Raw genomic sequence first — 23,043 nt, 5'->3', positions numbered from 1 at the left:
TTTTATTCACCACGCTGGCAACGGTAGTTGTTGGCCCTCAACCATGAATCACTTGCCGGGCTGTTGTGGCTCGGCAAGGACTTAGATGGCGGAGCGTTTCCGCTTCTAGGGCCATTAGATAAGGGCGGGTTATGACAGTTAACGAACTCATAGAGAAGCTGCAAGCAATGCCAGAGCAAGATCGCGCGCTTCCAGTTCTTCGTCTTGATCGTGATTGGCCCGCTCTTGAGATTGAAGAGATTGAGATCTACGAAGCAACTGATGGGCATGGCGTTGTGTTCAGATAGCAGGATTCAAACCAACTCCCAGCCTCGCCAAGTGCGGGGCTTTTTCATGTCAGCTGCAGCAAGCGCGGCCCGCACCCGAGCGGTATGAAGGTGCGGCATCTCCTACTGAGAGCTTCCCAGTGCTTGAAGAAGCGAACAGCAACCCCAGCCCATGAGGGTTGTCTGATGGGGTACGAATACCAAGGCCAGCCAAGTGCTGGCTTTTCTTTTTTAGCGAGGCCCTATGAACCAATATGCACCCCATCAACAACGAGTGGTAGACGAGAAGCACGAGTTGGATGAGAAGCTTCAGAAGCTGACCACGTTCATCAACTCCGAGAAGTTCGCGGAAATCGTCAAAGACGAGGATGAGCGAGGCCGACTTGTTTGCCAAGAGGATGTGATGAAAGACTACAGCGCCATCTTGGCTGAGCGCATAGCCGCATTCTGATCAGTGTTGGAGTAAGCCATGAGCAAGAGAGCAGCAAGCAAACGCATGCAGCGTGGCTGGGGGGCGCCAGACTTCACTGGCATGTTCGCCGGGCTGATGCTGCTGGGCGTCGCCGCTGGCGTGGCCATGGCCCTCGTTCTTCCATGGCTCTGGTCCTGGATCAAGCCAATCATTCACGGGTGGACAGCATGAGCCTAAGACGAAAGATAGCCCTATGGCTGTGCCCTGAGTGGGTGGCTCCAAACGCCAAGTCCGCTCGCAAGAGACTGTGGAGCGCGAGGCGATGCAGAGAGAGCGTCTGCGCGCCAGGCTGGTTGCACGCAAGCCGCCATTACTAGAAGGCGTCGAATTTGGCGTGCCTCATTGGCGCGAGGACTAGTCGCTAACCAGTTACCGCAGGGCAGGCTCTCCGCACACGCGACCTACACACTTGGAGCCTAGCCCCTGCGACCCGATAGGAGAGTGCCATGCTGAAAGATCAAGTTCAAACCGAAGCCGCAAAGGCCGTCCAGGTAATCCGAGCTGCAATGCTGGAATTCAATCAGGCAACTGGTTTTGAGATGTCCGTCCAAGCCGGCTGGAAAACTACCCATCGACAGGATGCGGACTCGGGCTTGTATGTGCGGGAGCATGACATTCAAGTAGCTGCTACAACGATCAATGTCTCGGTAACGGCAGTCTAGGGCCATTTGCATAAGTACAAACCCTCGCGCATCTTGAATTTCGTACCTACAGCTGCAAATCTAGAATGGCTATATTGGCCATTCTTATGAAGGGAGTTGTAGATGGCGTTTAGTAAAGGCCAGAAAGTTCAGCTTATTAGCGGTGGCCCAGTTATGGCTGTCTCGGCAGTTGGTGACTACAGCCATTCATTAGGCCCGGAAGATGGCGTCCTCTGTGTTTGGTTCGACACTATTAAAGGCGTGCAGAAGGTAACAGAGCATGTTTTCGACGCTGCGGTACTAGTTCTTTATGAGCCTCCTGCCCCCCGAGAACGGAGATCTTCGGTCTCATTTCTCTAAACTTTAAATTCCAGTAGCCGCCTCCGGGCGGCTTTTGTTTTCTGGAAAGCCTCTGGCAACGCCAAAGAAGGCCGAGCCGAGGGCTACATGCGTGTTTTGATGTGCTTGAGGTATTTGATGAGTGCATCAATCTGCTCCGGAGTGGTGGCAACCGGATATTCGCCAAAGCTAGAGCGCAGATTCTCATGATGGTCAAAGAAGAACAGGGCTTCCAAATACTTGGTGTAGTCGCCTATTTCCATGTTGCGCATGGTGGGGATGTCTGCAGCTTCCATGCCATCAGGGATAGACACGGGGAGCATTCCTGAGTAACTCATAAATTTTCTCTTTGAGATAAGTGAAAGGCCCGCCATGGCAACAAAACCGGCGCAAGGCAAGCCGGTTGCCAAAAAGGCAGGCGGGCGACCTAGCAAATATAAGCCAGAGTATGCAGGCCAAGCGAAGAAGCTCTGCATGCTCGGCATGACAGACAAGGAAATGGCCTCGTTCTTCGGCGTGGCTGAGAGCACGTTCAACCTGTGGAAGACCGTCCATCCCGAGTTTTCGGAGTCCCTAAAGGGGGGAAAGGACCTGGTCGATGCTGAGGTGGCGGCGAAGCTCTATCACCGGGCAATGGGGTATGAGGACGAGGATGTGCATGTCAGCAATTACCAGGGGGTGATAACGGTCACGCCATTGGTCAAGCACTACCCGCCAGATACGACGGCTGCGATCTTCTGGTTGAAGAACCGCCAGCCGCAAAGGTGGCGCGACAAGCCAGAAGAGGGTGGAGAAGGCGAGAACGCTCAACCTGTGCCCGTCAATATTCAAGTGACAGTAAAGGACGCAAGAAAGCATGCCGAGCCTGAACATTCCGCAGGCTCGGTTTCTGGAGCTGCCTCATAAATACCGCGCATACGTCGCCGGGTTCGGCTCGGGCAAGACCTGGGCCGGCTGTGCATCAACGTGCAGGAACGCTTGGGAGTGGCCAAAGGTCAACCAAGGCTACTTCGCACCGACTTATCCGCAGATTCGGGACATCTTCTTCCCGACGATTGATGAGGTTGCGTTTGACTGGGGCCTGAAGGCTGACATCAAAGAGGCGAACAAGGAAGTTCACCTGTTCAGCGGCTCGCAGTACCGGACGACGATCATCTGCCGGTCGATGGAGAAGCCTTCCAACATCGTGGGCTTCAAGATCGGCCACGCGCTGGTTGACGAGCTGGATGTGATGCAGGCGGTCAAGGCTGAGCAGGCCTGGAACAAGATCATTGCCCGGATGCGCTACAAGGTAGACGGGCTGAAAAACGGGATCGATGTGACGACGACGCCTGAGGGCTTCAAGTTCGTCTATCAGCGGTTCCACAAGCAACCTCAGGAGCGCGCTGCGCTGGGCAAGCTGTATGGGATGGTTCAGGCCAGCACGTTCGACAACGCGGCCAACCTTCCCGATGACTACATCCAGTCGCTCTATGAGAGCTACCCCAAGCAGCTGATCGACGCGTATCTGCGCGGTCAGTTCACGAACCTGACGGCGGGAAGTGTCTACCCAGACTTTGACCGCCGGCTGAACCACTCCGATGCATCGCTGCAAGCCGGTGAGCCTGTCCTGATCGGGATGGACTTTAACCGCCTGGCGATGGCGGCGGTGGTCTATGTGTTGCGGGATGGCTGGCCGGTAGCGGTGGATGAGATAACGGATGGCCGCGATACGCCATACATGGCGAAGCTCTTCAACGAGCGGTACAAGGCCAAGGGCCACGCTGTTCAGGTGTTCCCAGATGCCTCGGGGCAGAACGCGAGCAGCAAGAACGCTACCGAGTCGGACCTGAGCATCCTGAAGGCCAATGAACTGACGGTGCGAGTGAACTCGACCAACCCCGCAGTGGCGGACCGTGTGAATGCAGTGAACGCCCTGATCCTGAATGGAGAGGGTGAGCGGCGCTACCTGGTGAACACAGACCGATGCCCGAAGCTGACCGATGCACTGGAGCAGCAGGCCTACGACAAGAACGGCGTGCCAGACAAATCAAGCGGCGTGGACCACGTTATCGACGCTGCTGGGTATGTGATCGCCAACAAGTGGCCAATTGTGAAGCGCACCGCCAAGGTAGAGACATTCCGCTGGTAAGGAAAACATGACAGCTATCAACCAACAAAACGACACGGTCAAGCGGATGGCTGAAGCATGGGCGGTGATTGATCCTCTTATGGGGGGCACTCAGGCTATGCGGAAGGCGGGCAAGACCCTGCTGCCGCAGCAGCCCCGTGAAGATGACGAAGACTACAAGTACCGGCTTGGGACCGCGACGCTGTTCCCGGCCTACCAACGCACCTGCACGGTGATGTCAGGCAAGCCGTTCTCCAAGCAGATGACCATCAACGAGGATGTTCCGCCCAAGGTGAAAGCCTTGCTGCCCGACATCGATGGTCAGGGCCGCTCGATCCATGCGTTTGCCTCTCAGCTCTTCGCTGAGGCGCTCTCTCACGGGTTCGGCGGGGTGCTGGTGGATTTCCCTGCAGAGGGTGGTCAGCGGCCGTACTGGACGCACTACGCGCATGACTCCATCCTGGGTTGGCGCCTGGACACCTCCGAAGGTGTGGCGCGACTGACCCAGCTCCGGCTGCATGAAACGGCTGAAGTTGAGGATGGCGACTACGGGGTGAAGCTGGTGCAGCGCGTGCGGGTCCTGACCCCTGGGGGCTGGGCGCTGTACGAGCAAGGCACGGACGCATGGGCCTTGGTGGATGAGGGGGCGACCTCTCTTGGCTACATCCCGTTTGTTCCGTACTACGGCCGGCGCGTAGCTTTCATGGAAGGCGCGCCGCCACTGGTGGGCCTGGCGCACCAGAACGTCAAGCACTGGCAGCAGCAGAGCGACCAGGACGACTCGGTGCGATTCGCTCGTAAGCGCCTGTTGGTGTTTACCGGGGTGAATGACGGCGAGCTGGCTTCACCTTCTGCCGGCGCCGCATACGCGCTGCGGTTTGAGAACGCCGACGCCAAGGCCGAAGTGATTCAGGGCTCTGCCGAATCGGTGACCGTGGGGCGCTCGGAGTTGGAAGCTTTGGAAGACCAGATGATCCAGACGGGCGCCGAGCTGCTGGTGAAGCAGCCAGGCCAACGCACCGCGACAGAGGCATCCAACGACGCCGAGGCCAACAAGTCCACCTTGCAAAGCACGGTTGAGGACTTCGAGGACGCCATGGACCGGTGCCTGCAGATCACTGCGGACTGGCTCAAGGCCGGTAACGGCGGGACGGTGTCGCTGTTCAAGGACTTCGGCGCTGCGACCCTTACTGATGCTTCTGCCCAGCTGGTGCTGTCGCTGCAAGGCGCAGGCATGCTGACCAAGGAAACCACCATCGTGGAGATGCAGCGCCGTGGCGTTGTCGGCCCTGATGTGGACCCTGAGGCCGAGATCGAGAGGGTTCAAGCCGAAGGGCCAAGCCTGGGGAACATGAATGGTGACGGTGAATGAACTCCTCGAAGATGAAGCCGTTCGGCATGCTGTAGGTCTGCAGGGCTACTCCAATGGCGTCCTGAAGCGGATCATGGCTATCTTGAACCGGTCGGACAAGCGGATGCTGGACGAGTTGATCTCGATCCTGTCTGATGTGGACCCGATCACGTTCAAGGCCGAGCGCCTGGCCTCAATGCTGGCCAGCGTGCGGACGATCATCGCAGCGGGGAATGCTGAGGCAGGACAAAAGCTGCTGGACGAGCTCAAGCAGTTTGTGGACTACGAGACCGCCTACCTGCACCAGATGCTGCTGGCCAACACGCCAACACTGGTGCATGTGGCCTCGGTGTCCACGAACGCTGTCTACTCGGCCGCGATGTCCCGGCCGTTCCAAGGCATGTTGCTCAAGGAAGTGTGGAAGGACCTGGCGGTTCAGCAGTTCAGATCAGTGCGCCAAGCCATCGCACAAGGCTACCTTGAAGGCAAGACGACAGACGCGATCATTCGTGAGCTGCGTGGCACCAAGGCAAAAGGCTTCACTGATGGACTGCTGGAGAAGTCACGGCGCGATGTTGAGGCGGTGGTGAGAACCGCCATTGCTCACACTGCCGGGAATGCCCATGACGCCTTCTATGCGAAGAACTCCGATGTGCTCAAGGGCTTGAAGTGGTCTGCGACCCTGGACCTGCGGACAACTCCGCAGTGCCGGATCCGCGACGGGAAGCTGTACACACCGGAGACGCACAAGCCGATAGGGCATGAGATCCCCTGGGGCGCTGGGCCTGGCAGATTGCACTGGCGGTGCCGGTCTGCCTCCATCCCAGTGGTGAAGTCCAACAAGGAGTTGGGGATCGACCTGCCAGACCTGGAGCTGCGCAACAAGAGCAGGGCGAGCATGGACGGCCAGGTGCCGCCCGACACGACCTATGGCGACTGGCTCAAAAAGCAGTCTGCTGCGCGCCAGGATGAGGTGCTAGGCCAAACCAGAGCGCGACTTATGCGTGACGGGAAACTCGACCTGGCGGACATGTACTCTCACAAAGGCGTGTTTCTGACCCTGGACGAGCTACGGCACAGGGACAAGCGGGCTTTTGAATTGGCCGGTCTTTGAGTAGACTTGGCCTGTGACCACACTATCCATCGTTCCACCCCGAGAGCAGACGCCGGCGGAGAAGCTGCTGAGCGGCATCAAGGGCATCAAACCGCCGCCTGGCGTGCTGCAGTGCGCCAAGTGCGGCAGCCGCACGGTTATGACGACCACGACCGGGGCGAGTATTGATGAAAATGGACGTTACAAGCGGGGCATCGTGTGTGATGACCGCATCTGCTACCACTGCCACATGCGTGGAGTGTGGTCCCAGATGGTGCCTGACAAGCCACGTATTGTGAAAGAGCCTAAGCCAAGGCGAATTAAGCCGGCGGTCGTCAAATGAAAACCGTGGATGAAGCAGCCCGGTTTTTCATGGTCGACGCATTAGACCGGCATTTGCATCAAAGGACTAAATCCAAACTGGCTGAGAAGGCGCTGGAGATCATGCGGGTGGGGTGGCCGGCTGTATATGACCAGTTAAGCGGGCCCTATGCTAACCAGATGCGCACGCTGACCCAGCGATACCCAGGGGTGGATGTTAGGGTTCAAGACGCCGCTGGTCAAATAGCCTTATTAATGGTCATATTCCAAGACGTCGAAAGACGATAATTTTCTGTAATTAAGCCCGCCAAGACAACTCTCGGCGGGCTTTTTCGTGGCCGCTCGGCGTGATGCCCTGCGGCCTTTTTCATGCCCGAGACGGGTGTATTCAACTGCGCCAGAGATTGGCGAAACCAACATGACTTTGAAACTCACCGTCGATTCGCTCGACTCGGTTCCTGAAAACGTGCGCGATCTGTACAAGGAGGTGGACGGGAAGTTCCGCCTTGATCTGGATGGCTACGAAGACCCGGCAGGCCTCAAGTCTGCGCTCGATAAGGAGCGGCAGGCGGCAAAGGATGCCAGCAAGCAGGTAAGCGCCTGGAAGGCACTGGGCAAGACGCCCGAGGAAATCCAAGCGCTGCTGCAGCATCTGGAAACCGATGAAGACGCCAAGCTGATCGCCGCCGGCAAGCTCGATGAAGTGGTCAAGAAGCGCACCGAGCGCATGCAAGCTGACTACGACAAGAAGCTGCAGGCCGAAGCCGACAGCCGCACCAAGGCAGAAGGCAAAGCCGCAAAGCTGGCCGACCGCACCCTGCAAGCCGTGCTGCGTGATGCAGCGGCCCGCGCTGGTGCCTTGCCTGAAGCGCTGGACGACGTTGTGCGCCGTGGCGCAGGAACCTGGGTGCTGAACGACGACGGCGAGGTGGTGGCAATGAACGGTGATGAGGTCATGTTGGGCAAGGACGGCAAGAAGCCGCTGACGACTCAAGAGTGGGCTGAGTCCATTCGCGAGAGCGCTCCGTACTTCTGGCCCGCAGTGCGTGGCTCTGGCGCTCCTGGCTCAGGTGGCGGCGGTGGCAATCAATCTGGCAACTTTGGCGGCAGCAAAGCCGAGCGAGTGGCCGCAATCAAGAAACTCACTTCTAAGGCCTGATAACAGGCAGAAAGGCAAGCTATGGCTTTGTCCGATATGAAGGTATTCAACGAGTACCTCAAGAGCGCAACCATTGAAACCCTGGCTCAAGACGTGGCCAAGTTCAATGCCGCATCCGCTGGTGCAATCCAGCTGACCACTCAAGGAATCGACGGCGACTTCCTGCAGGAATCGTTCTGGGCCGGCGTGCACAGCGCCCAGCGCCGTGTTGACCGATACGCCGCCAATGGTGCTCAGGCTGCAACGCCCCTGGCTCAGAAGCAGTACGACAGCGTGAAAATCGCTGGCGGCTTCGGCCCGGTGCTGTTCGAGCCAAGCCAGTTGAGCTGGATCCAGAAGTCGCCCGAGGAAGCGCTGGAGGTCATCTCCCGCAACCTGTCGGAAGCGATCATGTCCGACCAGCTGAACACCGCCATTGCTGCACTGGCCGCTGCCATCGGCAACCAGGCTGGTGCCGTCAACGATGTGTCCGCGACCGCTGGGGTGACCTATGTGGCCATCAATGGCGCACATGCCAAGTTCGGCGATGCCTCGGCCCGCATCATCGCGCAAGTGATGACCGGTGCGATGTACCACAAGCTGATCGGTCAGAACCTGGCCAACGCAAATCACCTGTTCCAGTTCCAAGGCGTGACCATCGTGGACATCCTGGGCAAGGCCGTCATCGTAACGGATGCGCCTGCGCTGTTCACTGCTGGCACTCCGGACAAGGAGAAGGTGCTGTCGCTGGTGAGCGGTGCTGCAGTGGTGTCCGATGGCTCCGACCTGATCACCAACGTGCAGACCTCCAACGGCAAGCTGCGCATCGAAACCACGATGCAGGCCGACTACACCTTTGGTCTGGGCCTGAAGGGTTACACCTGGGACACGGCCAACGGCGGCAAGTCGCCTACGGACACCGAGATTGCAACCGGCTCCAACTGGGACCTGGTCGCAAACAGCGTCAAGGCCTCGGCCGGCGTGATGACCATCGGCGACGCAGCCAAGTAATTGAAGGGGCTACGGCCCCTTTCTCTTTGGAGAAACCATGACCGAAAAGATCGCATACGAGAAGCATCCCGTGTCGCCTGAACGCAAGGCCGAGCTGCGCGCCCAGGGCTTCAAGATCATCGACGCCGTGTTCAAGCCAGCTCAGGCGCAGGAACAAGCGCAAGACGGCGGCGGCGAGCAATCGCACGACACCTCTGCCAAGCGCGGCCGCAAGCCAGCCCAGGCGCAGGAGTAAGCCATGATGGTAGTCGCTCCACAAGATGGCTATGACTCGCTGGTGTCGCTGGCTGAGGCGCAGGATTACATGGAGCGCATGGGCTACGACTGGCCGGCTGATGAAGCCAAGCAAGAGATTGCTCTGCGGCGCGGCACACAGTATGTCGTGACCATGTACAGCATTCGGCCTGAGTTCCTGGACCCCGTTGCCGATGCCTTGAAGCACGCCACGTGTGAGGCCGCGCTACGGGCATCCGATGGCTCTCTGTTCTCCGATGTGGACGCCCAGGCTGTCACCGAAGAATCGGTGGGGCCGATCACTACCAAGTACGCACAGCCCGCAAACGGTGGTCAGAAGCGCTTCGGCGTGATTGATGCCTTGATGCGCGGCATGATCATAGGAGGTGTTGGTCAGGTCAAGTTTGTGAGGGCGTGATATGGCCAAATTCGACTACTCCCGCCCAGCAGCGACTGCCAAGCGGCTTTTGGATCGATTCGGCCAGGCAGGGGCGATCTCTCGCTCTACGCCTGGTGGTTATGACCCAGAAACTGGCCCAACCGATCCCGTAGAGCTGCAGTCACCATGCACGGTCGCGCTGCTGGAGTTCGACAACCACCTGATCGACGGTGAGCTGATCCTGGTTGGCGACCGTCGAGCCTTAATTGCGCCAGATGCCTCGTTTGAACCAGATGCAGGTGATGTGCTAACTGTTGGCTCGGACGTTGTTCAGGTGGTCCGAAACAGGCCGCTGAAGCCGGCTGGCGTCATCGTCCTGCATGACTGCATAGTGAGGGCCTCATGAGCTTTGCTGATGATCTTGCGAAGGTGTGTCTGCAGGCCGGTGAAAAGTGCGAGGAGGTTGCTCGCCGAACCGCTATCGAGTTGCAGGCAAACATGATTGAGAAGTCTCCTGTTGGCAATCCTGACCTGTGGAAGGCCAACAAGAGCGTCATGTATGCGCGTGAGACGCACAACCTTTGGGTTGGCGCGATCAATGCAGATGCGGGAAAGGGCGAAAGGCGGATCCGCAAGATGGGCCAGAAGAAGCTCAAAACGACCTACAAGCTCAAGGCCGGGCAGAACTATACAGGTGGGCGATTCAAGTCAAATTGGCAGGTCGGCCTGGGTTCTATGAACGAGTCCGTGGACAGCGAGCCTCGTAGCGATGCATTAGGCCGTGCAAAGGTCGTACTGGAAGGCTTCAAGCCTGGGCAGACGATCTTTCTCACGAACAATTTGCCGTACGCCAAGAAATTGGAGTACGGGCACTCTAAACAAGCGCCCGGTGGCATGGTGCGTCTGACCGTTCAAGACTTCGCCCAAGCAGTGAAGCGCGCAGTGGAATCTGTCAAATGACCCTCTCACAAATCAAAGCACTGCTGGAGTCCAAGTTGCTCGCCATGCCTGGCGTGCTGCCCACGGCCTTCGAGAACGTGCCATTCAAGCCGCCAGATGGCCCATACCAAGCCTGTTATCACCTGGTGAATAGTCCGGTGGACCTTGGCATTGAAGGCACTCTGACGGAGGAGCGAGGAATTTTGCAGATCACGCTGCGCTACCCGGAAGGGAAGGGCCGGCAGGTGACTGATGCTATGGCCGACCAGCTCAAGCAGCACTTCAAGCCCGCCCAGATCATCCCGGGCCCGGGCTTTCGCATCGAATTGAACAAGACGCCTGCAGTTTCATCCGGGATGCCGGATGAAAGCCGCTGGACTGTTCCTGTTTCCATCTCCTGGGAGGCGTACCCGTCATAGGGCGCGTCGCCAAAAACTAATGCCACCGAGAGGTGGTTTCTTTGTGCCCGATGAGGGCGAAACCTAGCCGCGAAGCATGTGCCGAGCGGCTTTTTTCATTTCTGAAAGGCCCATATGGCACGTACTCCAACCGGCACGATTACCTCCGTTGCCACCGCGCTCTCCACCTCGAAAACGATCAGTGGCATCTCCAATGCTGCAGAAGCTGTTGTCAGCTCTGTCGGCCACGGCTTTGCCAATGGCGACATCGTCCTGATCCTGTCTGCCTGGGGCCGCCTGAACTTCCGCGCCTTCCGCGTCAAGGGCGTGACCACCGACAGCTATACGCTGGAGCGCGGCGACACCACGAACACCGAGTTCTTCACGCCTGGTCAAGGCGCTGGTTCGGCGCGCAAGGTCAGCACCTGGGTGGATCTGGACCGCACCATGAACCACTCCACGAGCGGCGGCGATGCCAAGACCGTGAACGTGAAGTTCATCGAGTCGGACAACGAAATCGTTCTGAACGATGGCTTCAACGCTGTGCAACGTACCTTCGACATGGACGCCGACATGATCGGCTCGCCAGCGTACGAAGCACTGCGCATGCTGTCTGACACCAACGCCGACACGGTGGTTCGCCAGCGCGCCAAGACCGGCGCTCTGTCGCTGATCCCCGCCAAGGTGTCGTTCAATGAAGAAGAAACCCTGACCGAAGGCCAAGCCGTCGTGGTCAAGGGCACCTTCAACGCTCAGAACAAGTCCACGCGCTACCCAGCGTAACCCTGGCATTCCGCCCACAACCATTGCACCGACGCAGCCGCTTCGCTCCTTCAGCGGGGCGGGCGGTTGCGCACGGGCTTAACTTCTCCCGCTGAAAGACAAGACTATGGCAAAGCAAAAAACTGTTCCCGTGACCAGCCTGAAGATGATGGCTGGCAAGTCGCCGACCTTCCCCCTGACCGTGACTGTGAAGAACCTTGATGGCGACGAGTTCGATGTGGTGTTCACTGCCAAGGCTCAGAAAAAGAGCGAGTGGGCTGCAATCCGTGATGCACACCGCAAGACTGCAGACGGCGTCGAGCAGCCGGCCGAGAAGGCAGAATTCTCGTTCGAGGATCTGGTGAAGGACGGCATGCGCCAGGCGGCCGAGATTGTGGCCGGCGCCGTTACGGGCTGGAACTTGGAGGACGAGTTCAGCGTTGACAGCCTGATCGTGCTGGAAGACCAGTGCGGCGGTTCGTTGGCCAAGGTGCTGGGTAAGTACGACGCAGCTCTGTTCACCGGCCAGCTGGGAAACTAAAGCAGATAGCTCGATCCCTGTTTGAGCCTCCTGTCACGGAGGCAGAGGCTCAAGCTGCAGGGTTCGAGCTGGAAGACTACCCAGAGCCTGAGATCATCGAAGTCTGGCCGGACAACGAAGCCGCGCTGGACATCGCGATGATGATCGGAACCCGGTGGGTCTACCCAGCAATGGGAGGCGTGCCGCTGGGTGTGCGCTGGGAGGCCATGTACCCACTGATGGACCGTAAGGCCAGTGGAGAGGCCTGGGATGAGTTGCATGAATACATGATGGTCATTGAGGCAGAGGCACTGGCGACCCTACGAGAGTTTGCTACTAAAGACCAAAGGAAACAAACTTGAAATGCGTTAGTTTTCCTCGCACCTACGCAAATTAGACATGTATCTGCGGAGTGGGTAGATACTAATCTCTTAAGTTTTCCGAATAACCTACAACATGTTGCAAAGCTGACTTGCGATGTAAGAATTCTTCTCATTCCCTCACTTAGTATCTGTTGTGTAAAGAAATTTACGCAATTCCATACAACTTGGGGATTTTATGAAGTATTTGACATTTTTGATAGGTGCTTTGGTCTCTACAGGCGCATTTGCGGGTAAATATCAACCCGACTCCTTTGAAGGAGTAGAGGTGGGGCTTGCAAAGCAATCGTTGACCAGAAAGGGAGATAGCTTCTCTAAGTCCTCTGTAAACGCCAGACGCTCTACAAAGTTGTGCTAAACCCTATTTTTGTCAGCTCGGTCTCGAAAGAGTCTTATGGTGATGCCGATCCTCAAGAGACTTTGCACTCAGCTTCGGGGCAATCTCTGGATCTACCATCTGCATATCTCAGAGCTGCGGAAGAGTTGTCCGAAACTCATAATTTCGAAAAATACGCATTTTTTGGTCCACTTGAACCCGCATTTTTAGTTTGGCTTACTCCGAACGCCCTTGAACGCCTCAGAAAAGACGAGAGGATTTCTTCTATCAATGAGGTTGATGCAAAGAAAAACATAACTATTTCTGAGGCATCGCCGCCAGTGATATCCGGGGACGTGACTTCTTTAAATGAAGTTGCATCTTGGGGCGTTGGAGCCGTAAACGCTTCTGGTGCTGGTAATGGTGAGTTTAATAATGTTATCTATGTGGTTGATGGGAAGCCAACTGGGATGCATTCCGGAGCTGTGAATGATCTTAATTTTACATTTGTAAAAGACGCTGTAACTTCTCAATATGATTACTACGAAAATGACCATAGACTGCACGTTGCTCACGTTATGGGCATAATCGGGGCAAAGAAAAACTCCAGTAATGTTGTTGGGGTTAATCCAAATCAACCTATTCGGCTAATTAGCGCGATGATGGGGGGTACAAATCAAAATACTCCAGGTGACGTTTTGATTGATCCCAACACTTGGGATCAGGCTTTGGATAACATTACCTTAGGCCTGGATTTTGCGGCGCTCGACGCAGAAGCACAAGGTGTCTTCTCAGTTCTTTCAGTTTCTTATAATGGCCCGGCATTTAACCACTTTGGTGAGACCGGTATGGCTGTCCGTCGTGCTAGTAATAGACTGTTGGTGGTGCAGTCTGCGGGAAATGACAATTCTAACGCTTGTAATTTTTCGTATAACAACCCGAAGGACAATGATGGCATTGTAGTTGTCGGAGGTATTAAGCAAAATGGCACTAGATTCTTGCCAGAGGATGGCGGCTATATGGGCTTGCCCACTCCGTCAGTCGGGTCAAATTATGGAAGCTGCGTTGACTTGTGGGCGCCAGGCTTCAATATCACCTCCCTGGATTTTTTTGATGGTAAGCGTCGAGTATCCACTGGCACATCGTTCTCCGCACCTTTCACTGCTGCCGTGGCGAGCCGATGGGGTAACAATTCCACTCGACCCATTGTCCGTGAGCAACTATTGAAGCTTCACTCTCAATCAGGGGCTGCGGGTAAGCTTGTGAAATATGGTACACATTCTGTTGGCAACGCTACAAAGCAGCTTCCAGTATTTAAGGTATCAGAGCTTGGTTCTTCTGTAGATATTCCGAAGCTCCGAAATGCAAAGTACTACCCTGCTTCGGATATGCATGTCTTTCCTGGTAATTCAGGATCCTTAATTGCGGACTTGGGGACAGCAAAAAATGTGTATGGTGTGCGATTGACGCTTGTCACATCCGCGAATGGTAATGGTATCAATCCCGCTACTTTTAAGGTGTACGGTTCTAACGATGGCGTTAACTACACGTTAATCGGGAACACCAGTGAAACTCGACAGATCAATTGGGGACCGGTCTTTGTATCCGCTAATTCGACGTCACACCGTTACCTGAAAATTGAAGGGTACAACCCTGTGTCTTACCTTGGCTATTCTGAGGTTGAGGTCTACGGTAACTAAGCTTTCAGAAGACGCAAAAATTTCTAAGCTGGCTTAAGGCTTGAAATTGTTTTGGGCTCGCTTCGGCGGGCCTTTTTCATGGGCTCACGCATTTGCGTGGGCCATTTTTATTGGGCACGCCATATGACCGATGTAGCAGCCGTAGGCATTGCTGTAGAAACTAGCCAGGTACAGCAAGGCATCAACAAGCTGACCGAACTGGCTCAACAAGGGCCCAAAGTCGAGCAATCGATGGCCGGAATCTCTGCGGAGAGCAAGAAGGTTGCGAAGTCTCTGGCGGACCTGGGTTCTGGCGCAGGTGATGGCCTGAAGAAGACAGGCGACGCCGCGCAGAAGGCCGCCACCGGTATCAAAGCCTCTGGCACAGCTGCGCGTGAAGCAGTGACCAGCACCGCAAGCCTGGCGCGTGCCATGGCCTCGCTGACCGTCGAAGAAGAAAAGCACATTCGTAAGCTCGTTGACGAGGCGAATGGCCTTCGCATGACTCGCGGCGAAATGGAAGCCTATCGCGCCGCGCAGCGTGGGATGAGCACGGGCGCGCAGGAGATCGCTCGCGCCATGGGCAGCCGCATCGACGCGTTGAAGGTCGAGCAGAAAGAACTGGCGCAAGCCTCCCGTGAGGCAGATAAGTATGCGAAAGACATGCTGCGCGCTTCTGCGTCCAGCAGTGCGGCTGAGAAGTCGTTCCGCGCACTGAACACGGCAGCAAACGCTGTGAGCGCAGCGCTGTCCATCATCGGCGTTGGGTTTGGAGCCCGCGAAATCATCACACAGATCGATGGATACACCAAATTCACCGCTCAGCTCAAGCTGGCGACAAAGGGTGCGTCGGACTATTCGGCTGCGATGGCATCTGTTCAGCGTATCTCTACCGATGCTCAGCAAGGTATCGGTGAGCTGGGGACGCTGTATGCGCGTATTGCGAACGGTACTGCTTCGCTCAACCTGAGTCAGCAGAAGCTGTCGGACATCACCGAGACCGTTGCGCTGTCCCTCAAAGTGTCCGGCGCGACTGCATCTGAAGCATCGTCGGCTATGTTGCAGTTGTCGCAGGCATTCGCCTCCGGCGTCCTGCGTGGCGAAGAATTCAACTCGGTGAACGAGGCAGCACCTCGACTGATGAAAGCCTTGGCAGATGGCCTCGGCGTTCCTGTGGGCGCACTGCGCAAGATGGCAGAGGCTGGGCAGCTCACCTCTGCTGTCCTGGCCGATTCGCTTCCAAAGGCGCTGGGCAAACTGCGCGAAGAAGCAGAGTCGGTGCAGACTATCTCCGGGGCCTTCACGGTCCTGAAGAACAACATCATGCTGATGGTCGGCGCACAGGCTACTGCTAGTGGCGCTACCAAGGGCTTTGCCAACGGCATCAGCATGCTGGCCAACAACCTGGATGTTCTGGCCACGGTTGGCGGTGCGGTGGCTTTGGTCCTGGGCGCTCGCTTCACGGCGTCCATTGCTTCTACTGGGGTTGCATTCGCTGCTTCCACCATTCAGGCGGCGCGCTATCAGCTGACCTTGGCCAGCATGGCCGGCGTGAGCACGACTGCGGCCACTGGGCTGATCGCTATGGGTGGGGCAGCGCGAGGCGCGTCCGCAGCGATGGCGTTTCTGGGCGGACCTCTGGGCTTGATCCTGACGGTAGCAGGCGCTGCCACGGCTGCGTTCTACACGTTCCGGGATAGTTCTGAAAGCCTGGTCAAGAGCATCGGTGGCTTGAACCAGCCGCTAGACCAGCTGAAGAAGAAGCTGGATGCACTGCCTGCTGAGAAGCAGATTGTCATCAAGATGGCGATTCAGGATGAGCAGCAGAGGGCAGTCAAGCAAGCACAGAAACTCACCGATGACTTGATTCAGTCGATTGCGGGTGCTGCAAACATTCGTATGCCGGCTGACCAGTTCGACCTCATGATTGAGGCGCTTCGAGAGGCATCCAAGGAGGGTGGAAATCTCGCGCCTGTCTTACAGAATGCAGTAAGCGCAGGCTATCTGCCTCGCGGTCGAATTCAAGAGTGGCTGAATATGGCAGCGGCCCTTCGCGAAGTTCAGGCTGCAGCTCGGGGCGCTGCTGAAGCTCAAAGCACGACCGTTCCCCTCGTATCTGCGGAAAACAACGTGTTCCTGCAGCGTGCCAGGGCAGCACTTGATGCGGCAAAGAGCTACAAATCTCAGGCTGAGAGGATGCGCGAGGTTCAGGATGCCGGGAAGAAGCTGGCAGGAGAGCTCAAGAACCTGCAGAACGCCCAATTGGGCAACTCCAAAGAGGCGAAAGACCTGGAAGAGCGCATCAAGGGTGTCAATGAGCAATTGGCCTCTATGGCGAAGAAGGGCCGGGATACCTCTGGTGCAGCAGCGGTCAAGAAAGAGGTAAACGAGTACAACACACTGGTTGCTTCAATCCAAGGGAAGATTGATCTCAATCGCGAGGAACTGCGATATTCCGGAAACCTGAATGATGCACAAAAGGCAGAGATCAAGCTAAATGCCGACTTGACTGCCGGCAAGGTCAAACTGAATGCTGCTCACGAAGCAGATTTGCGTGCCCGCTTGGCCATCTGGAAGGCGCAGGAGCAAGCCAAGGAGCAAACCCGCCGCGACATTGAGGCCTACAAGGAGCAAGTGGCCGTTCAGGATGAGGCTGCTAAGGCCTATGTACGGCTTTACGATGGTATGACGAAAGCCCGTCTTGCCATAGACGGGCTGCAAAGCTCCACTACCAATGACACAGATAGCCTCCGAGTGGAGGCCTCTCTTATTGGGGCGTCGAATGCACAGAGACGAATGACCGTTCAGCTGTACGACCTGCAACTGGAGAGGAAAAAGGAGCTGCTGAAGCTTGACGAGACGGATTTCGCCACGGCGAAGGATCGCGCGGAAGCAGAGCAACGCATCAACGACATCTACGACAAGCGCGCCGAAAACACAAAGACTTCGGCCTATGTAGAAGAGTGGAGTGCGACGGTCCAGCAGGTAGAGGACATCTTTGTCAACGGCTTTGCCGACATGATGAACAACGGCAAGTCCGGGTGGGAGTCGTTCTGCAAGTCGCTGCGCACGTCATTCTTCACCCTGGTGGCAAAGCAGATCTACAAGATGCTCGCGGAGCCTTTTGTGGTCAATATCGTTGGCAACTTGCTGGGGGTGGCCGGCGGCGCTGGCGGGCTCTTGGGCGGCTTGCTGGGTGGTAGCTCGGGCGGAGGTGGCCTAGGGGGCCTGATGAACCTTGGTTCTGCCGCCAACACTGGATATGGCCTGTACACCGGCTTAACGTTCACCACTGCTGGCAATTGGATGATGTCGGCTGGCGACTACATGGGCTGGAACTGGCTGTCCAATGCGGGCGCTACAGTGGGCGGCTGGGGTGCTAGCAGCGCATCAGGTGCGGCGGCCTATGGCGGCAGCTATGCCGCTCCGTCTGGTGTGGGGATGGTGAATGTCCCTAGTTCTGGCGGCATGGGCGCATATGCTGGAGTGGGCTACGCCGCGGCGATTGTCATGGCGGCCGCCTACCTGGGCGGCATGTTCAAGGAGGAAAAGCAGGTCGGCAGCGGCATTACCGGCGAGCTGGGAGGCGACCTCTATGGCTACCAGCTGATGCGCGAGAGCGGCGGCCTGTTCGATGGCCCGGACTATCGCTATGTGGTTGCAGAGCAGGAGCAGGAGAAATCCCGCGCCGAGATCGAGCGCCTAAAGAAGGAGATTGCGGACAACCCTAACGATGCCCGCAACGCCTACCGCGAGCGGCAAATCCAGCAGCAGTACAGCCGCTTGGAGATGCTGGAGCAGTACAACGGCTCTATCGAGGCACTGTCCAGCCCCATCAAGGCATTGCAGGATGCATTCCTCACCATGCGCGAGGACACTGCTGCGCGTGCTGACACGCTGGGTCTGGACGGCGACTCGATCCGCGCCATGAGAGTGACTCTGGGGCTGGATGACATCCACCCTGACACCGGTGGCAAGGGGTTGGAGCTGACAGGCTTGAGCCAGGAGGAGGCAGCAGCGAAGATCCAGGCCGCTTTGGCGCAAGCCAATGAGGAAATGGCGCGCTCGGTGCTGGGCACCTGGCAGGAGCAGACCCGCGAAGTGACCCGCATGGTGTGGGACAACGTGGAGCTGCCCTCTGACGGCGACACCCAGCAATATGGCCGAGTAGGTCGTGAGATGACCGAAACCGTGACAGAACAGGTGTTTGTCATGAGCGAGTATGTGCGGGCCGGTGAAACGGCAGTGCAGGCGCTCACCCGCCTGTCTGACTCGCTCCTGAGCGTGAACACGGTCTTCGACATGCTTGGCGTGACCTTGATGGATACCTCGTTGGCAGGTGCAGACCTGGCCTCGGACATCATCGACGCGTTTGGCGGAGGGGAGCAGTTCTCTGCAGCGACGGGCAACTACTACGGCAAGTTCTACTCGGATCAGGAAAAGGCGCAGAACCAAGCGCGCCTACTGAATGAACAGCTCAAAAAGCTGGGTGTGGACACCATGCCTGCAAGCCGTGAGGCTTTCAAGGAATACATCAACGGCATCGATCTATCGACTGAGGAAGGGCGAAAGCTCTATGCCAGTCTGCTGGTTCTTGTCGATGTGTTCGACATGATCTACACGTCTGCCGAGAACATCGCCAGCCTGAAAGAGGACCTGAACCTGCAGCTGCTGCGGGCCCAGGGCAATGACGCCGAGGCCCTGCGCCTGGAGCGTGAAAAGCAAATCAAGGAACTGGAGAAGTACAACGATCCGGAACTGGTTCGCATGCAGCGCGACGTTTGGGCGGCCGAGGACAAGACTAAGGCAGACGAGGAGGCCAAGCAAGCCGCCGAGACTGCCAAGGCCTTGGGCATGAAGAACCTGGAAGCCGCCGTCTCCCGTGAAAAGGAGTACTGGAACCAGTTCACTGCTGACGCCAAGGACGCGCTGTCCAAAGCATCGAGCTACTTCGACCTGGTGACCAATGCGGCCAAGTCGCTGCGGGAGTCGGTCGAGGATGGATCGAGCTGGGCTGCAGCTGCCGGCATGGTGTTCATCGAGCAAGCGCTGACCAATGCCCGCAACGGTGGCGGTCTGTCTGACCTCGAAGCGACCAAGTCGGCCATCGAGGCGGCTACCGGTGGTCTGGTCATGGACAACTACGCCACCCAGGCGGAACTGGACTACGACAAGAAGGTGCTGGCGGGGCAGCTGGATGAACTTGGAGGCTATGCGGAGTTGGCCAAGTCGGATGCACAAAAGCAGATCGACTTGGCAACCTCGCAGATCAAGCGCCTGGATGACACGCTCACTTTCTGGAAGGAATACGGCGAGACCCAGGTGAATGCCACGCTGAGCGTCACTGACGCCATCAAAGCGCTGGAAAAGCTGATGTTTCCTGAGAAGGATGCGGCAGAAGGTGGCGGATCGGGTGCATCCAGCGGCAGAGGAGGCGGAAGCTTTGGTGGCGGTGGTGGCTACATCATTGGCAGCAACTCGTCGGAGTCGATGTTTGAGGGTTACTTGCCTGATGGGCGCCCAGTCTACAAAGACGGCTCCATTGGCACGGCGATGGGCAACACGGCAGATCAGCTTGCAAACGGCAAAGACCCATACAGCAACTACCCCGACTACTCAGGTAGCGGGAAGGTTGTGTATGACGAGGAGAAGGGGCTGTACGTCCCCAAGCTCAACGTTGGCACCAACTACTTGCCAAGCGACATGCTGGCAATGGTGCACAAAGGAGAGCGGGTCATCCCGGCTGCTGACAACCGTGCGCTGATGGATGCACTGCAAAACCAAGGCGCAGGCTCAGGCAACGCAGAGCTAATCGCCGAGGTTAAAGCCTTGCGCACAGAGCTGCAGGAGATCAAGGCCAATACGGCGTCAACAGCCCAAAGCACGGGCAGTACTAGCCGTACGCTGAATGATGCAACTGACAACGGCAACGCCATGAAGGTGAGTGTCATGTCTAACTAAGGAGGGCGATCCATGATCGTTTTATCGCCCATCACTATCGGCGCAGAAATGTTCCTCTCTGGCTCCGTGCCAGAGGTGGACACCGATGCGGGCGAGGTGGCTTGGAGTGCGAGCCCGGTGGCGGCTGTCGGGGATGAGAGGGTGTACAACAGGCGTGTATGGAAATGCACGCTTGTCCCTCCAGACCCAGCAAAGACACCTGACAAGGACCCCAATAGCTGGCAAGACATGCGGCCGTCCAACCGGTGGGCCCCGTTTGACAAGTACATCAGTACCAAGCAAGTCGGAAGAAAAGGCCAGGTTGATTATGTAATCAAGCCTGGCTTTTGCAATGGCCTGGATCTTGAGGGATTGAAGGGCTCGCGCCTGCAGATCTCTATCAAGGACGGGCCACTCCCGGCGGATGCTGACCTCATCGATCCGGTTGATGTATCGCTGCGCGTTCGGCCGGCTGGATGGAGAAGCTACTGGTTCGGCCGCAAGCTGCAGATCACCAAGCACCGGCTCGACAAGCTGCCCCTGAACCCCAATGCGGTGATCCGCGTGACGGTGCTGGATGCGGTGGACGCAGAGGTCGGGATTGGCTTTTTCAATATCGGCGACTGGATCAACTTCGGCGTCGCATCGCGCGGCCTGGAGTCTGGTGCCATGTACGGCGCCCGGGCGGAGATGGTCAATTTCTCCTATCGCAAGGACAACGACGACGGCACCTATGAGCTTTTGCCCCGTGGTTCAGCTGTGAATGTCTCCATCCCGGTGATCGTGGACGCCAACGAGGCCAACCGGCTGTTTGATGTGGTTCGGCGCCTGGCCAATACGCCAGTCTCCGTATACGCCAGCACGCGGGATCGTGACCGCTTCTTGTCCACCGTGGGCTTGGTCTCGACTGATTTCACGCGAGAGATCACCGATTTCACGAATCTCAACGTTTATGTAAAGGGGGTGCTGCAATGACAGAAATTGTGGTCGTACCAACAATCACGCCGCTGCCACCGTATCCAACCCCGGAGATGGACGATGCAGCATACAACAACGCAGCATTTCTGACGACGAAGGCCTATGTCGTCATGGTTGACGAGATGCAGGCTATGGGGGACGCAACCCATACCAATGCCACTGCAGCCAAAGAGCAAGCCCAGCGCGCCGTAGATGCGGCCACCGATGCGGCCCAGGTGCAGGACATCGTGCTGGGCGCGGCCAACTTCAAAGGCAACTATGCAGACTTGGCGGGTGCGCTGCCAATGCCTGCATCCGTCAAGCACGCGGGCCGCTTCTGGATGCTAACGCGCAATCTTGCAAACGTGGCTGCTGATGTGCCAGGTGTGTCAACAGCGTGGACATCGCTAGACAGCGGGCAGGTGGTCACGCAAAAGATCACCGCAAACACGACTGGCATTGCAGGTGTGAAGTATCTGATCGTTGGGCCTAACGTCACGCTCACAGCCCCAGTCGGAGCAAACAAAGGCGACCGATTTGGCTTCATGTTGTGCGTTGACCGAACGGGCAATCAGCGGATCGATTTTGGCGCAGTGCTGGTGCGCGGCAAGCCTGCAGCAATGCTCACTCTTGACACAAATGGCGCTGCGGCAGACGTGCAATTTGAAGACAACGACTTGGGGTGGATCTAAATGCTGTTCTCAGAAATCTTTAACTCGGGCGGCGGTAGTGGCGCCAATCTTTGGATCTCGGGCGTTCCTGTTCCGCAGTGGGGCTTGGTTATCTCTCCACTCGATGGCGAGGTGTACCGGCGCACGACAGCAACGGGAGCGGGTACTGTTGATCCTGCAAACGATATAACCAACTACATGGCAGCTAGTTATCGCCGAGTCACTGCGCTGACAACATATATTGATATCAACAATCTGAGCAGTACCGCAGACAGATTTGCAAATGGTGCAACAAAGTTGAATATGAACATTACAGTTAATACCCGTACCAATCTACTAAATGTTACTGGTCGGGGGCTTGTGCAATATTTGGGCGTGATTAAAGCCGCAGCAAGCGGTGGGCGACTGGAAGTCCTAATTGATGGTCGTTCCATTTTCGATAAGACTGTCGGCACTGTGAATGCCAATTACGCTGCAATTGTTGTTGGTTCAGCAATCAATTGGACGACAGATAATGGAGCCTCCAACATTGCCGCATATACAGCACTTCCAGAAGAGGGCGTTGAATTTAAAAGATCACTGCAAGTCTTCTACACACCACTGACAGTCGCTACGACCGTGGGCACCTTTGCATACATGCTGCGGGAGACGAAATGAGCAATCAACAGCAAAACGGAGGGCTTGTTATTGTGGCGCTTGATACGCCAGCGCCAGAGCCCGCTATCCTGCCGGCTGTGGTCATCACTGGCATTACCGTGGACGAGGTCAACGCCGCGCGCGCCGTGATTGCGCCCGACTTCCGCACCATGAAACTGCCAGTGGGCTCTGCTGTGACCATTGATGTGGAGCTGCAGTGGCAGGGCCAGCGCGTGCCGGGCTTTGGTGAGGAATTCGCCATGCCCATGCGCAGCACAGACGGATTGATGCGTCACATCGACATCAAGTTTGTCGACGGCAGCGCGCAGTTCGTGGCCGCCATGAACGACAGCAAGCGCTGGGAGGTCACCCCCCGAGCTAATCAACAGCGGCCTGCCGCCCGAAGCCCATATGGACTTCGCTGGCATCGTCATCACTGCCGTCGAGTAACCCTCTACTGACAACACACAACACAACCCGCTTCGGCGGG

Annotated in this window: 26 protein-coding genes; 25 read left to right on the top strand and 1 reads right to left on the bottom strand. The window is 57.1% G+C overall.

Features of this window, described 5'->3' with window-relative positions; all coding sequences use genetic code 11:
- Positions 1-510 precede the first annotated feature (510 nt).
- From EDF71_RS20495 to EDF71_RS20490, 3 genes are all read left to right on the top strand, one after another.
- Positions 511-717 (top strand): hypothetical protein, encoded by a 207-nt coding sequence (locus EDF71_RS20495; RefSeq protein ID WP_133858397.1) that lies wholly within the window; start codon positions 511-513, stop codon positions 715-717.
- Positions 718-735: 18 nt separating this feature from the next.
- On the top strand, positions 736-909 hold the full coding sequence (locus EDF71_RS25120; protein WP_166656602.1) for a hypothetical protein: 174 nt from the start codon (positions 736-738) through the stop codon (positions 907-909).
- A gap of 275 nt (positions 910-1,184) precedes the next feature.
- Positions 1,185-1,400, top strand: coding sequence for a hypothetical protein (locus tag EDF71_RS20490; protein WP_133858396.1), 216 nt, complete (start codon positions 1,185-1,187; stop codon positions 1,398-1,400).
- Between the two features lie 422 nt (positions 1,401-1,822).
- On the opposite strand, the gene EDF71_RS20480 is transcribed toward EDF71_RS20490, so the two are convergent.
- Entirely contained in the window at positions 1,823-2,032 is a 210-nt protein-coding gene (locus tag EDF71_RS20480; protein WP_243854376.1) for a hypothetical protein, read from the bottom strand.
- 58 nt (positions 2,033-2,090) lie between these two features.
- Between EDF71_RS20480 and EDF71_RS20475 the strand changes: the two genes are divergently transcribed.
- The 22 genes from EDF71_RS20475 (at position 2,091) to EDF71_RS20370 (ending at position 23,014) form a co-directional block, all read left to right on the top strand.
- Positions 2,091-2,624: a hypothetical protein gene (locus EDF71_RS20475; RefSeq protein ID WP_133858394.1), complete on the top strand. Its 534-nt coding sequence runs from the start codon at positions 2,091-2,093 to the stop codon at positions 2,622-2,624.
- A complete protein-coding gene (locus tag EDF71_RS20470; protein ID WP_133858393.1) occupies positions 2,575-3,849 on the top strand; it encodes a terminase family protein in 1,275 nt (424 codons plus the stop codon). Before EDF71_RS20475 ends, EDF71_RS20470 begins: the two co-directional genes overlap by 50 nt.
- A 7-nt stretch (positions 3,850-3,856) precedes the next feature.
- Positions 3,857-5,200 (top strand): DUF4055 domain-containing protein, encoded by a 1,344-nt coding sequence (locus tag EDF71_RS20465; protein WP_243854375.1) that lies wholly within the window; start codon positions 3,857-3,859, stop codon positions 5,198-5,200.
- The gene (locus tag EDF71_RS20460) at positions 5,184-6,293 is read left to right on the top strand and encodes a minor capsid protein (protein ID WP_133858392.1); all 1,110 of its coding nucleotides are present in this window, start codon (positions 5,184-5,186) and stop codon (positions 6,291-6,293) included. Before EDF71_RS20465 ends, EDF71_RS20460 begins: the two co-directional genes overlap by 17 nt.
- 13 nt (positions 6,294-6,306) lie before the next feature.
- A complete protein-coding gene (locus tag EDF71_RS20455; protein WP_133858391.1) occupies positions 6,307-6,615 on the top strand; it encodes a hypothetical protein in 309 nt (102 codons plus the stop codon).
- Complete coding sequence (locus EDF71_RS20450; protein ID WP_133858390.1) at positions 6,612-6,881, top strand: hypothetical protein; 270 nt, start codon at positions 6,612-6,614, stop codon at positions 6,879-6,881. The genes EDF71_RS20455 and EDF71_RS20450 overlap by 4 nt, the downstream gene beginning before the upstream one ends.
- A 130-nt stretch (positions 6,882-7,011) precedes the next feature.
- Positions 7,012-7,752, top strand: a complete 741-nt coding sequence (locus EDF71_RS20445) for a hypothetical protein (protein WP_133858389.1) — start codon at positions 7,012-7,014, stop codon at positions 7,750-7,752.
- A 21-nt stretch (positions 7,753-7,773) separates the two neighbouring features.
- The gene (locus EDF71_RS20440) at positions 7,774-8,742 is read left to right on the top strand and encodes a major capsid protein (RefSeq protein WP_133858388.1); all 969 of its coding nucleotides are present in this window, start codon (positions 7,774-7,776) and stop codon (positions 8,740-8,742) included.
- 37 nt (positions 8,743-8,779) lie between these two features.
- Positions 8,780-8,977: a hypothetical protein gene (locus EDF71_RS20435; RefSeq protein WP_133858387.1), complete on the top strand. Its 198-nt coding sequence runs from the start codon at positions 8,780-8,782 to the stop codon at positions 8,975-8,977.
- A 3-nt stretch (positions 8,978-8,980) separates the two neighbouring features.
- Positions 8,981-9,394 carry a DnaT-like ssDNA-binding protein gene (locus tag EDF71_RS20430; RefSeq protein WP_133858386.1) on the top strand — a complete coding sequence of 138 codons (414 nt, stop codon included), beginning with the start codon at positions 8,981-8,983 and terminating at the stop codon, positions 9,392-9,394.
- Position 9,395: 1 nt separating this feature from the next.
- Entirely contained in the window at positions 9,396-9,761 is a 366-nt protein-coding gene (locus EDF71_RS20425) for a hypothetical protein (protein WP_133858385.1), read from the top strand.
- Positions 9,758-10,315: a hypothetical protein gene (locus EDF71_RS20420; RefSeq protein ID WP_133858384.1), complete on the top strand. Its 558-nt coding sequence runs from the start codon at positions 9,758-9,760 to the stop codon at positions 10,313-10,315. Before EDF71_RS20425 ends, EDF71_RS20420 begins: the two co-directional genes overlap by 4 nt.
- Positions 10,312-10,713 (top strand): phage tail terminator-like protein, encoded by a 402-nt coding sequence (locus tag EDF71_RS20415; RefSeq protein WP_133858383.1) that lies wholly within the window; start codon positions 10,312-10,314, stop codon positions 10,711-10,713. The genes EDF71_RS20420 and EDF71_RS20415 overlap by 4 nt, the downstream gene beginning before the upstream one ends.
- Before the next feature lie 114 nt (positions 10,714-10,827).
- Positions 10,828-11,475, top strand: a complete 648-nt coding sequence (locus EDF71_RS20410) for a phage tail tube protein (RefSeq protein ID WP_133858382.1) — start codon at positions 10,828-10,830, stop codon at positions 11,473-11,475.
- A 106-nt stretch (positions 11,476-11,581) separates the two neighbouring features.
- Positions 11,582-11,995, top strand: coding sequence for a phage tail assembly chaperone (locus EDF71_RS20405; protein WP_133858381.1), 414 nt, complete (start codon positions 11,582-11,584; stop codon positions 11,993-11,995).
- 5 nt (positions 11,996-12,000) lie between these two features.
- Positions 12,001-12,336, top strand: coding sequence for a DUF1799 domain-containing protein (locus EDF71_RS20400; protein ID WP_347876683.1), 336 nt, complete (start codon positions 12,001-12,003; stop codon positions 12,334-12,336).
- A gap of 369 nt (positions 12,337-12,705) precedes the next feature.
- Positions 12,706-14,370 (top strand): S8 family serine peptidase, encoded by a 1,665-nt coding sequence (locus EDF71_RS20395; RefSeq protein ID WP_133858379.1) that lies wholly within the window; start codon positions 12,706-12,708, stop codon positions 14,368-14,370.
- A gap of 123 nt (positions 14,371-14,493) precedes the next feature.
- Positions 14,494-20,310 (top strand): tape measure protein, encoded by a 5,817-nt coding sequence (locus tag EDF71_RS25600; protein WP_166656601.1) that lies wholly within the window; start codon positions 14,494-14,496, stop codon positions 20,308-20,310.
- 12 nt (positions 20,311-20,322) lie between these two features.
- Positions 20,323-21,264, top strand: a complete 942-nt coding sequence (locus EDF71_RS20385; protein WP_133858377.1) for a hypothetical protein — start codon at positions 20,323-20,325, stop codon at positions 21,262-21,264.
- The gene (locus tag EDF71_RS20380) at positions 21,261-21,938 is read left to right on the top strand and encodes a hypothetical protein (RefSeq protein ID WP_133858376.1); all 678 of its coding nucleotides are present in this window, start codon (positions 21,261-21,263) and stop codon (positions 21,936-21,938) included. Before EDF71_RS20385 ends, EDF71_RS20380 begins: the two co-directional genes overlap by 4 nt.
- Entirely contained in the window at positions 21,939-22,574 is a 636-nt protein-coding gene (locus EDF71_RS20375) for a hypothetical protein (protein ID WP_133858375.1), read from the top strand.
- The gene (locus EDF71_RS20370) at positions 22,571-23,014 is read left to right on the top strand and encodes a hypothetical protein (protein ID WP_133858374.1); all 444 of its coding nucleotides are present in this window, start codon (positions 22,571-22,573) and stop codon (positions 23,012-23,014) included. The genes EDF71_RS20375 and EDF71_RS20370 overlap by 4 nt, the downstream gene beginning before the upstream one ends.
- Positions 23,015-23,043: the final 29 nt, after the last annotated feature.

This window comes from Comamonas sp. JUb58, assembly GCF_004364775.1.
In the GTDB taxonomy this organism is placed as follows: domain Bacteria; phylum Pseudomonadota; class Gammaproteobacteria; order Burkholderiales; family Burkholderiaceae_C; genus Comamonas.
This window is presented reverse-complemented; position numbering and strand designations above follow the sequence as displayed.

Bases quoted from the DNA above. Each gene is read 5' to 3' on its own strand.
- EDF71_RS20435 (WP_133858387.1), top strand. From the start codon at position 8,780: ATGACCGAAAAGATCGCATACGAGAAGCATCCCGTGTCGCCTGAACGC.
- EDF71_RS20375 (WP_133858375.1), top strand. From the start codon at position 21,939: ATGCTGTTCTCAGAAATCTTTAACTCGGGCGGCGGTAGTGGCGCCAAT.
- EDF71_RS20460 (WP_133858392.1), top strand. From the start codon at position 5,184: ATGGTGACGGTGAATGAACTCCTCGAAGATGAAGCCGTTCGGCATGCT.
- EDF71_RS20415 (WP_133858383.1), top strand. From the start codon at position 10,312: ATGACCCTCTCACAAATCAAAGCACTGCTGGAGTCCAAGTTGCTCGCC.
- EDF71_RS20470 (WP_133858393.1), top strand. From the start codon at position 2,575: ATGCCGAGCCTGAACATTCCGCAGGCTCGGTTTCTGGAGCTGCCTCAT.
- EDF71_RS25120 (WP_166656602.1), top strand. From the start codon at position 736: ATGAGCAAGAGAGCAGCAAGCAAACGCATGCAGCGTGGCTGGGGGGCG.
- EDF71_RS20490 (WP_133858396.1), top strand. From the start codon at position 1,185: ATGCTGAAAGATCAAGTTCAAACCGAAGCCGCAAAGGCCGTCCAGGTA.
- EDF71_RS20475 (WP_133858394.1), top strand. From the start codon at position 2,091: ATGGCAACAAAACCGGCGCAAGGCAAGCCGGTTGCCAAAAAGGCAGGC.
- EDF71_RS20405 (WP_133858381.1), top strand. From the start codon at position 11,582: ATGGCAAAGCAAAAAACTGTTCCCGTGACCAGCCTGAAGATGATGGCT.
- EDF71_RS25600 (WP_166656601.1), top strand. From the start codon at position 14,494: ATGACCGATGTAGCAGCCGTAGGCATTGCTGTAGAAACTAGCCAGGTA.
- EDF71_RS20370 (WP_133858374.1), top strand. From the start codon at position 22,571: ATGAGCAATCAACAGCAAAACGGAGGGCTTGTTATTGTGGCGCTTGAT.
- EDF71_RS20380 (WP_133858376.1), top strand. From the start codon at position 21,261: ATGACAGAAATTGTGGTCGTACCAACAATCACGCCGCTGCCACCGTAT.
- EDF71_RS20420 (WP_133858384.1), top strand. From the start codon at position 9,758: ATGAGCTTTGCTGATGATCTTGCGAAGGTGTGTCTGCAGGCCGGTGAA.
- EDF71_RS20440 (WP_133858388.1), top strand. From the start codon at position 7,774: ATGGCTTTGTCCGATATGAAGGTATTCAACGAGTACCTCAAGAGCGCA.
- EDF71_RS20410 (WP_133858382.1), top strand. From the start codon at position 10,828: ATGGCACGTACTCCAACCGGCACGATTACCTCCGTTGCCACCGCGCTC.
- EDF71_RS20465 (WP_243854375.1), top strand. From the start codon at position 3,857: ATGACAGCTATCAACCAACAAAACGACACGGTCAAGCGGATGGCTGAA.
- EDF71_RS20430 (WP_133858386.1), top strand. From the start codon at position 8,981: ATGATGGTAGTCGCTCCACAAGATGGCTATGACTCGCTGGTGTCGCTG.
- EDF71_RS20385 (WP_133858377.1), top strand. From the start codon at position 20,323: ATGATCGTTTTATCGCCCATCACTATCGGCGCAGAAATGTTCCTCTCT.
- EDF71_RS20450 (WP_133858390.1), top strand. From the start codon at position 6,612: ATGAAAACCGTGGATGAAGCAGCCCGGTTTTTCATGGTCGACGCATTA.
- EDF71_RS20445 (WP_133858389.1), top strand. From the start codon at position 7,012: ATGACTTTGAAACTCACCGTCGATTCGCTCGACTCGGTTCCTGAAAAC.
- EDF71_RS20495 (WP_133858397.1), top strand. From the start codon at position 511: ATGAACCAATATGCACCCCATCAACAACGAGTGGTAGACGAGAAGCAC.
- EDF71_RS20425 (WP_133858385.1), top strand. From the start codon at position 9,396: ATGGCCAAATTCGACTACTCCCGCCCAGCAGCGACTGCCAAGCGGCTT.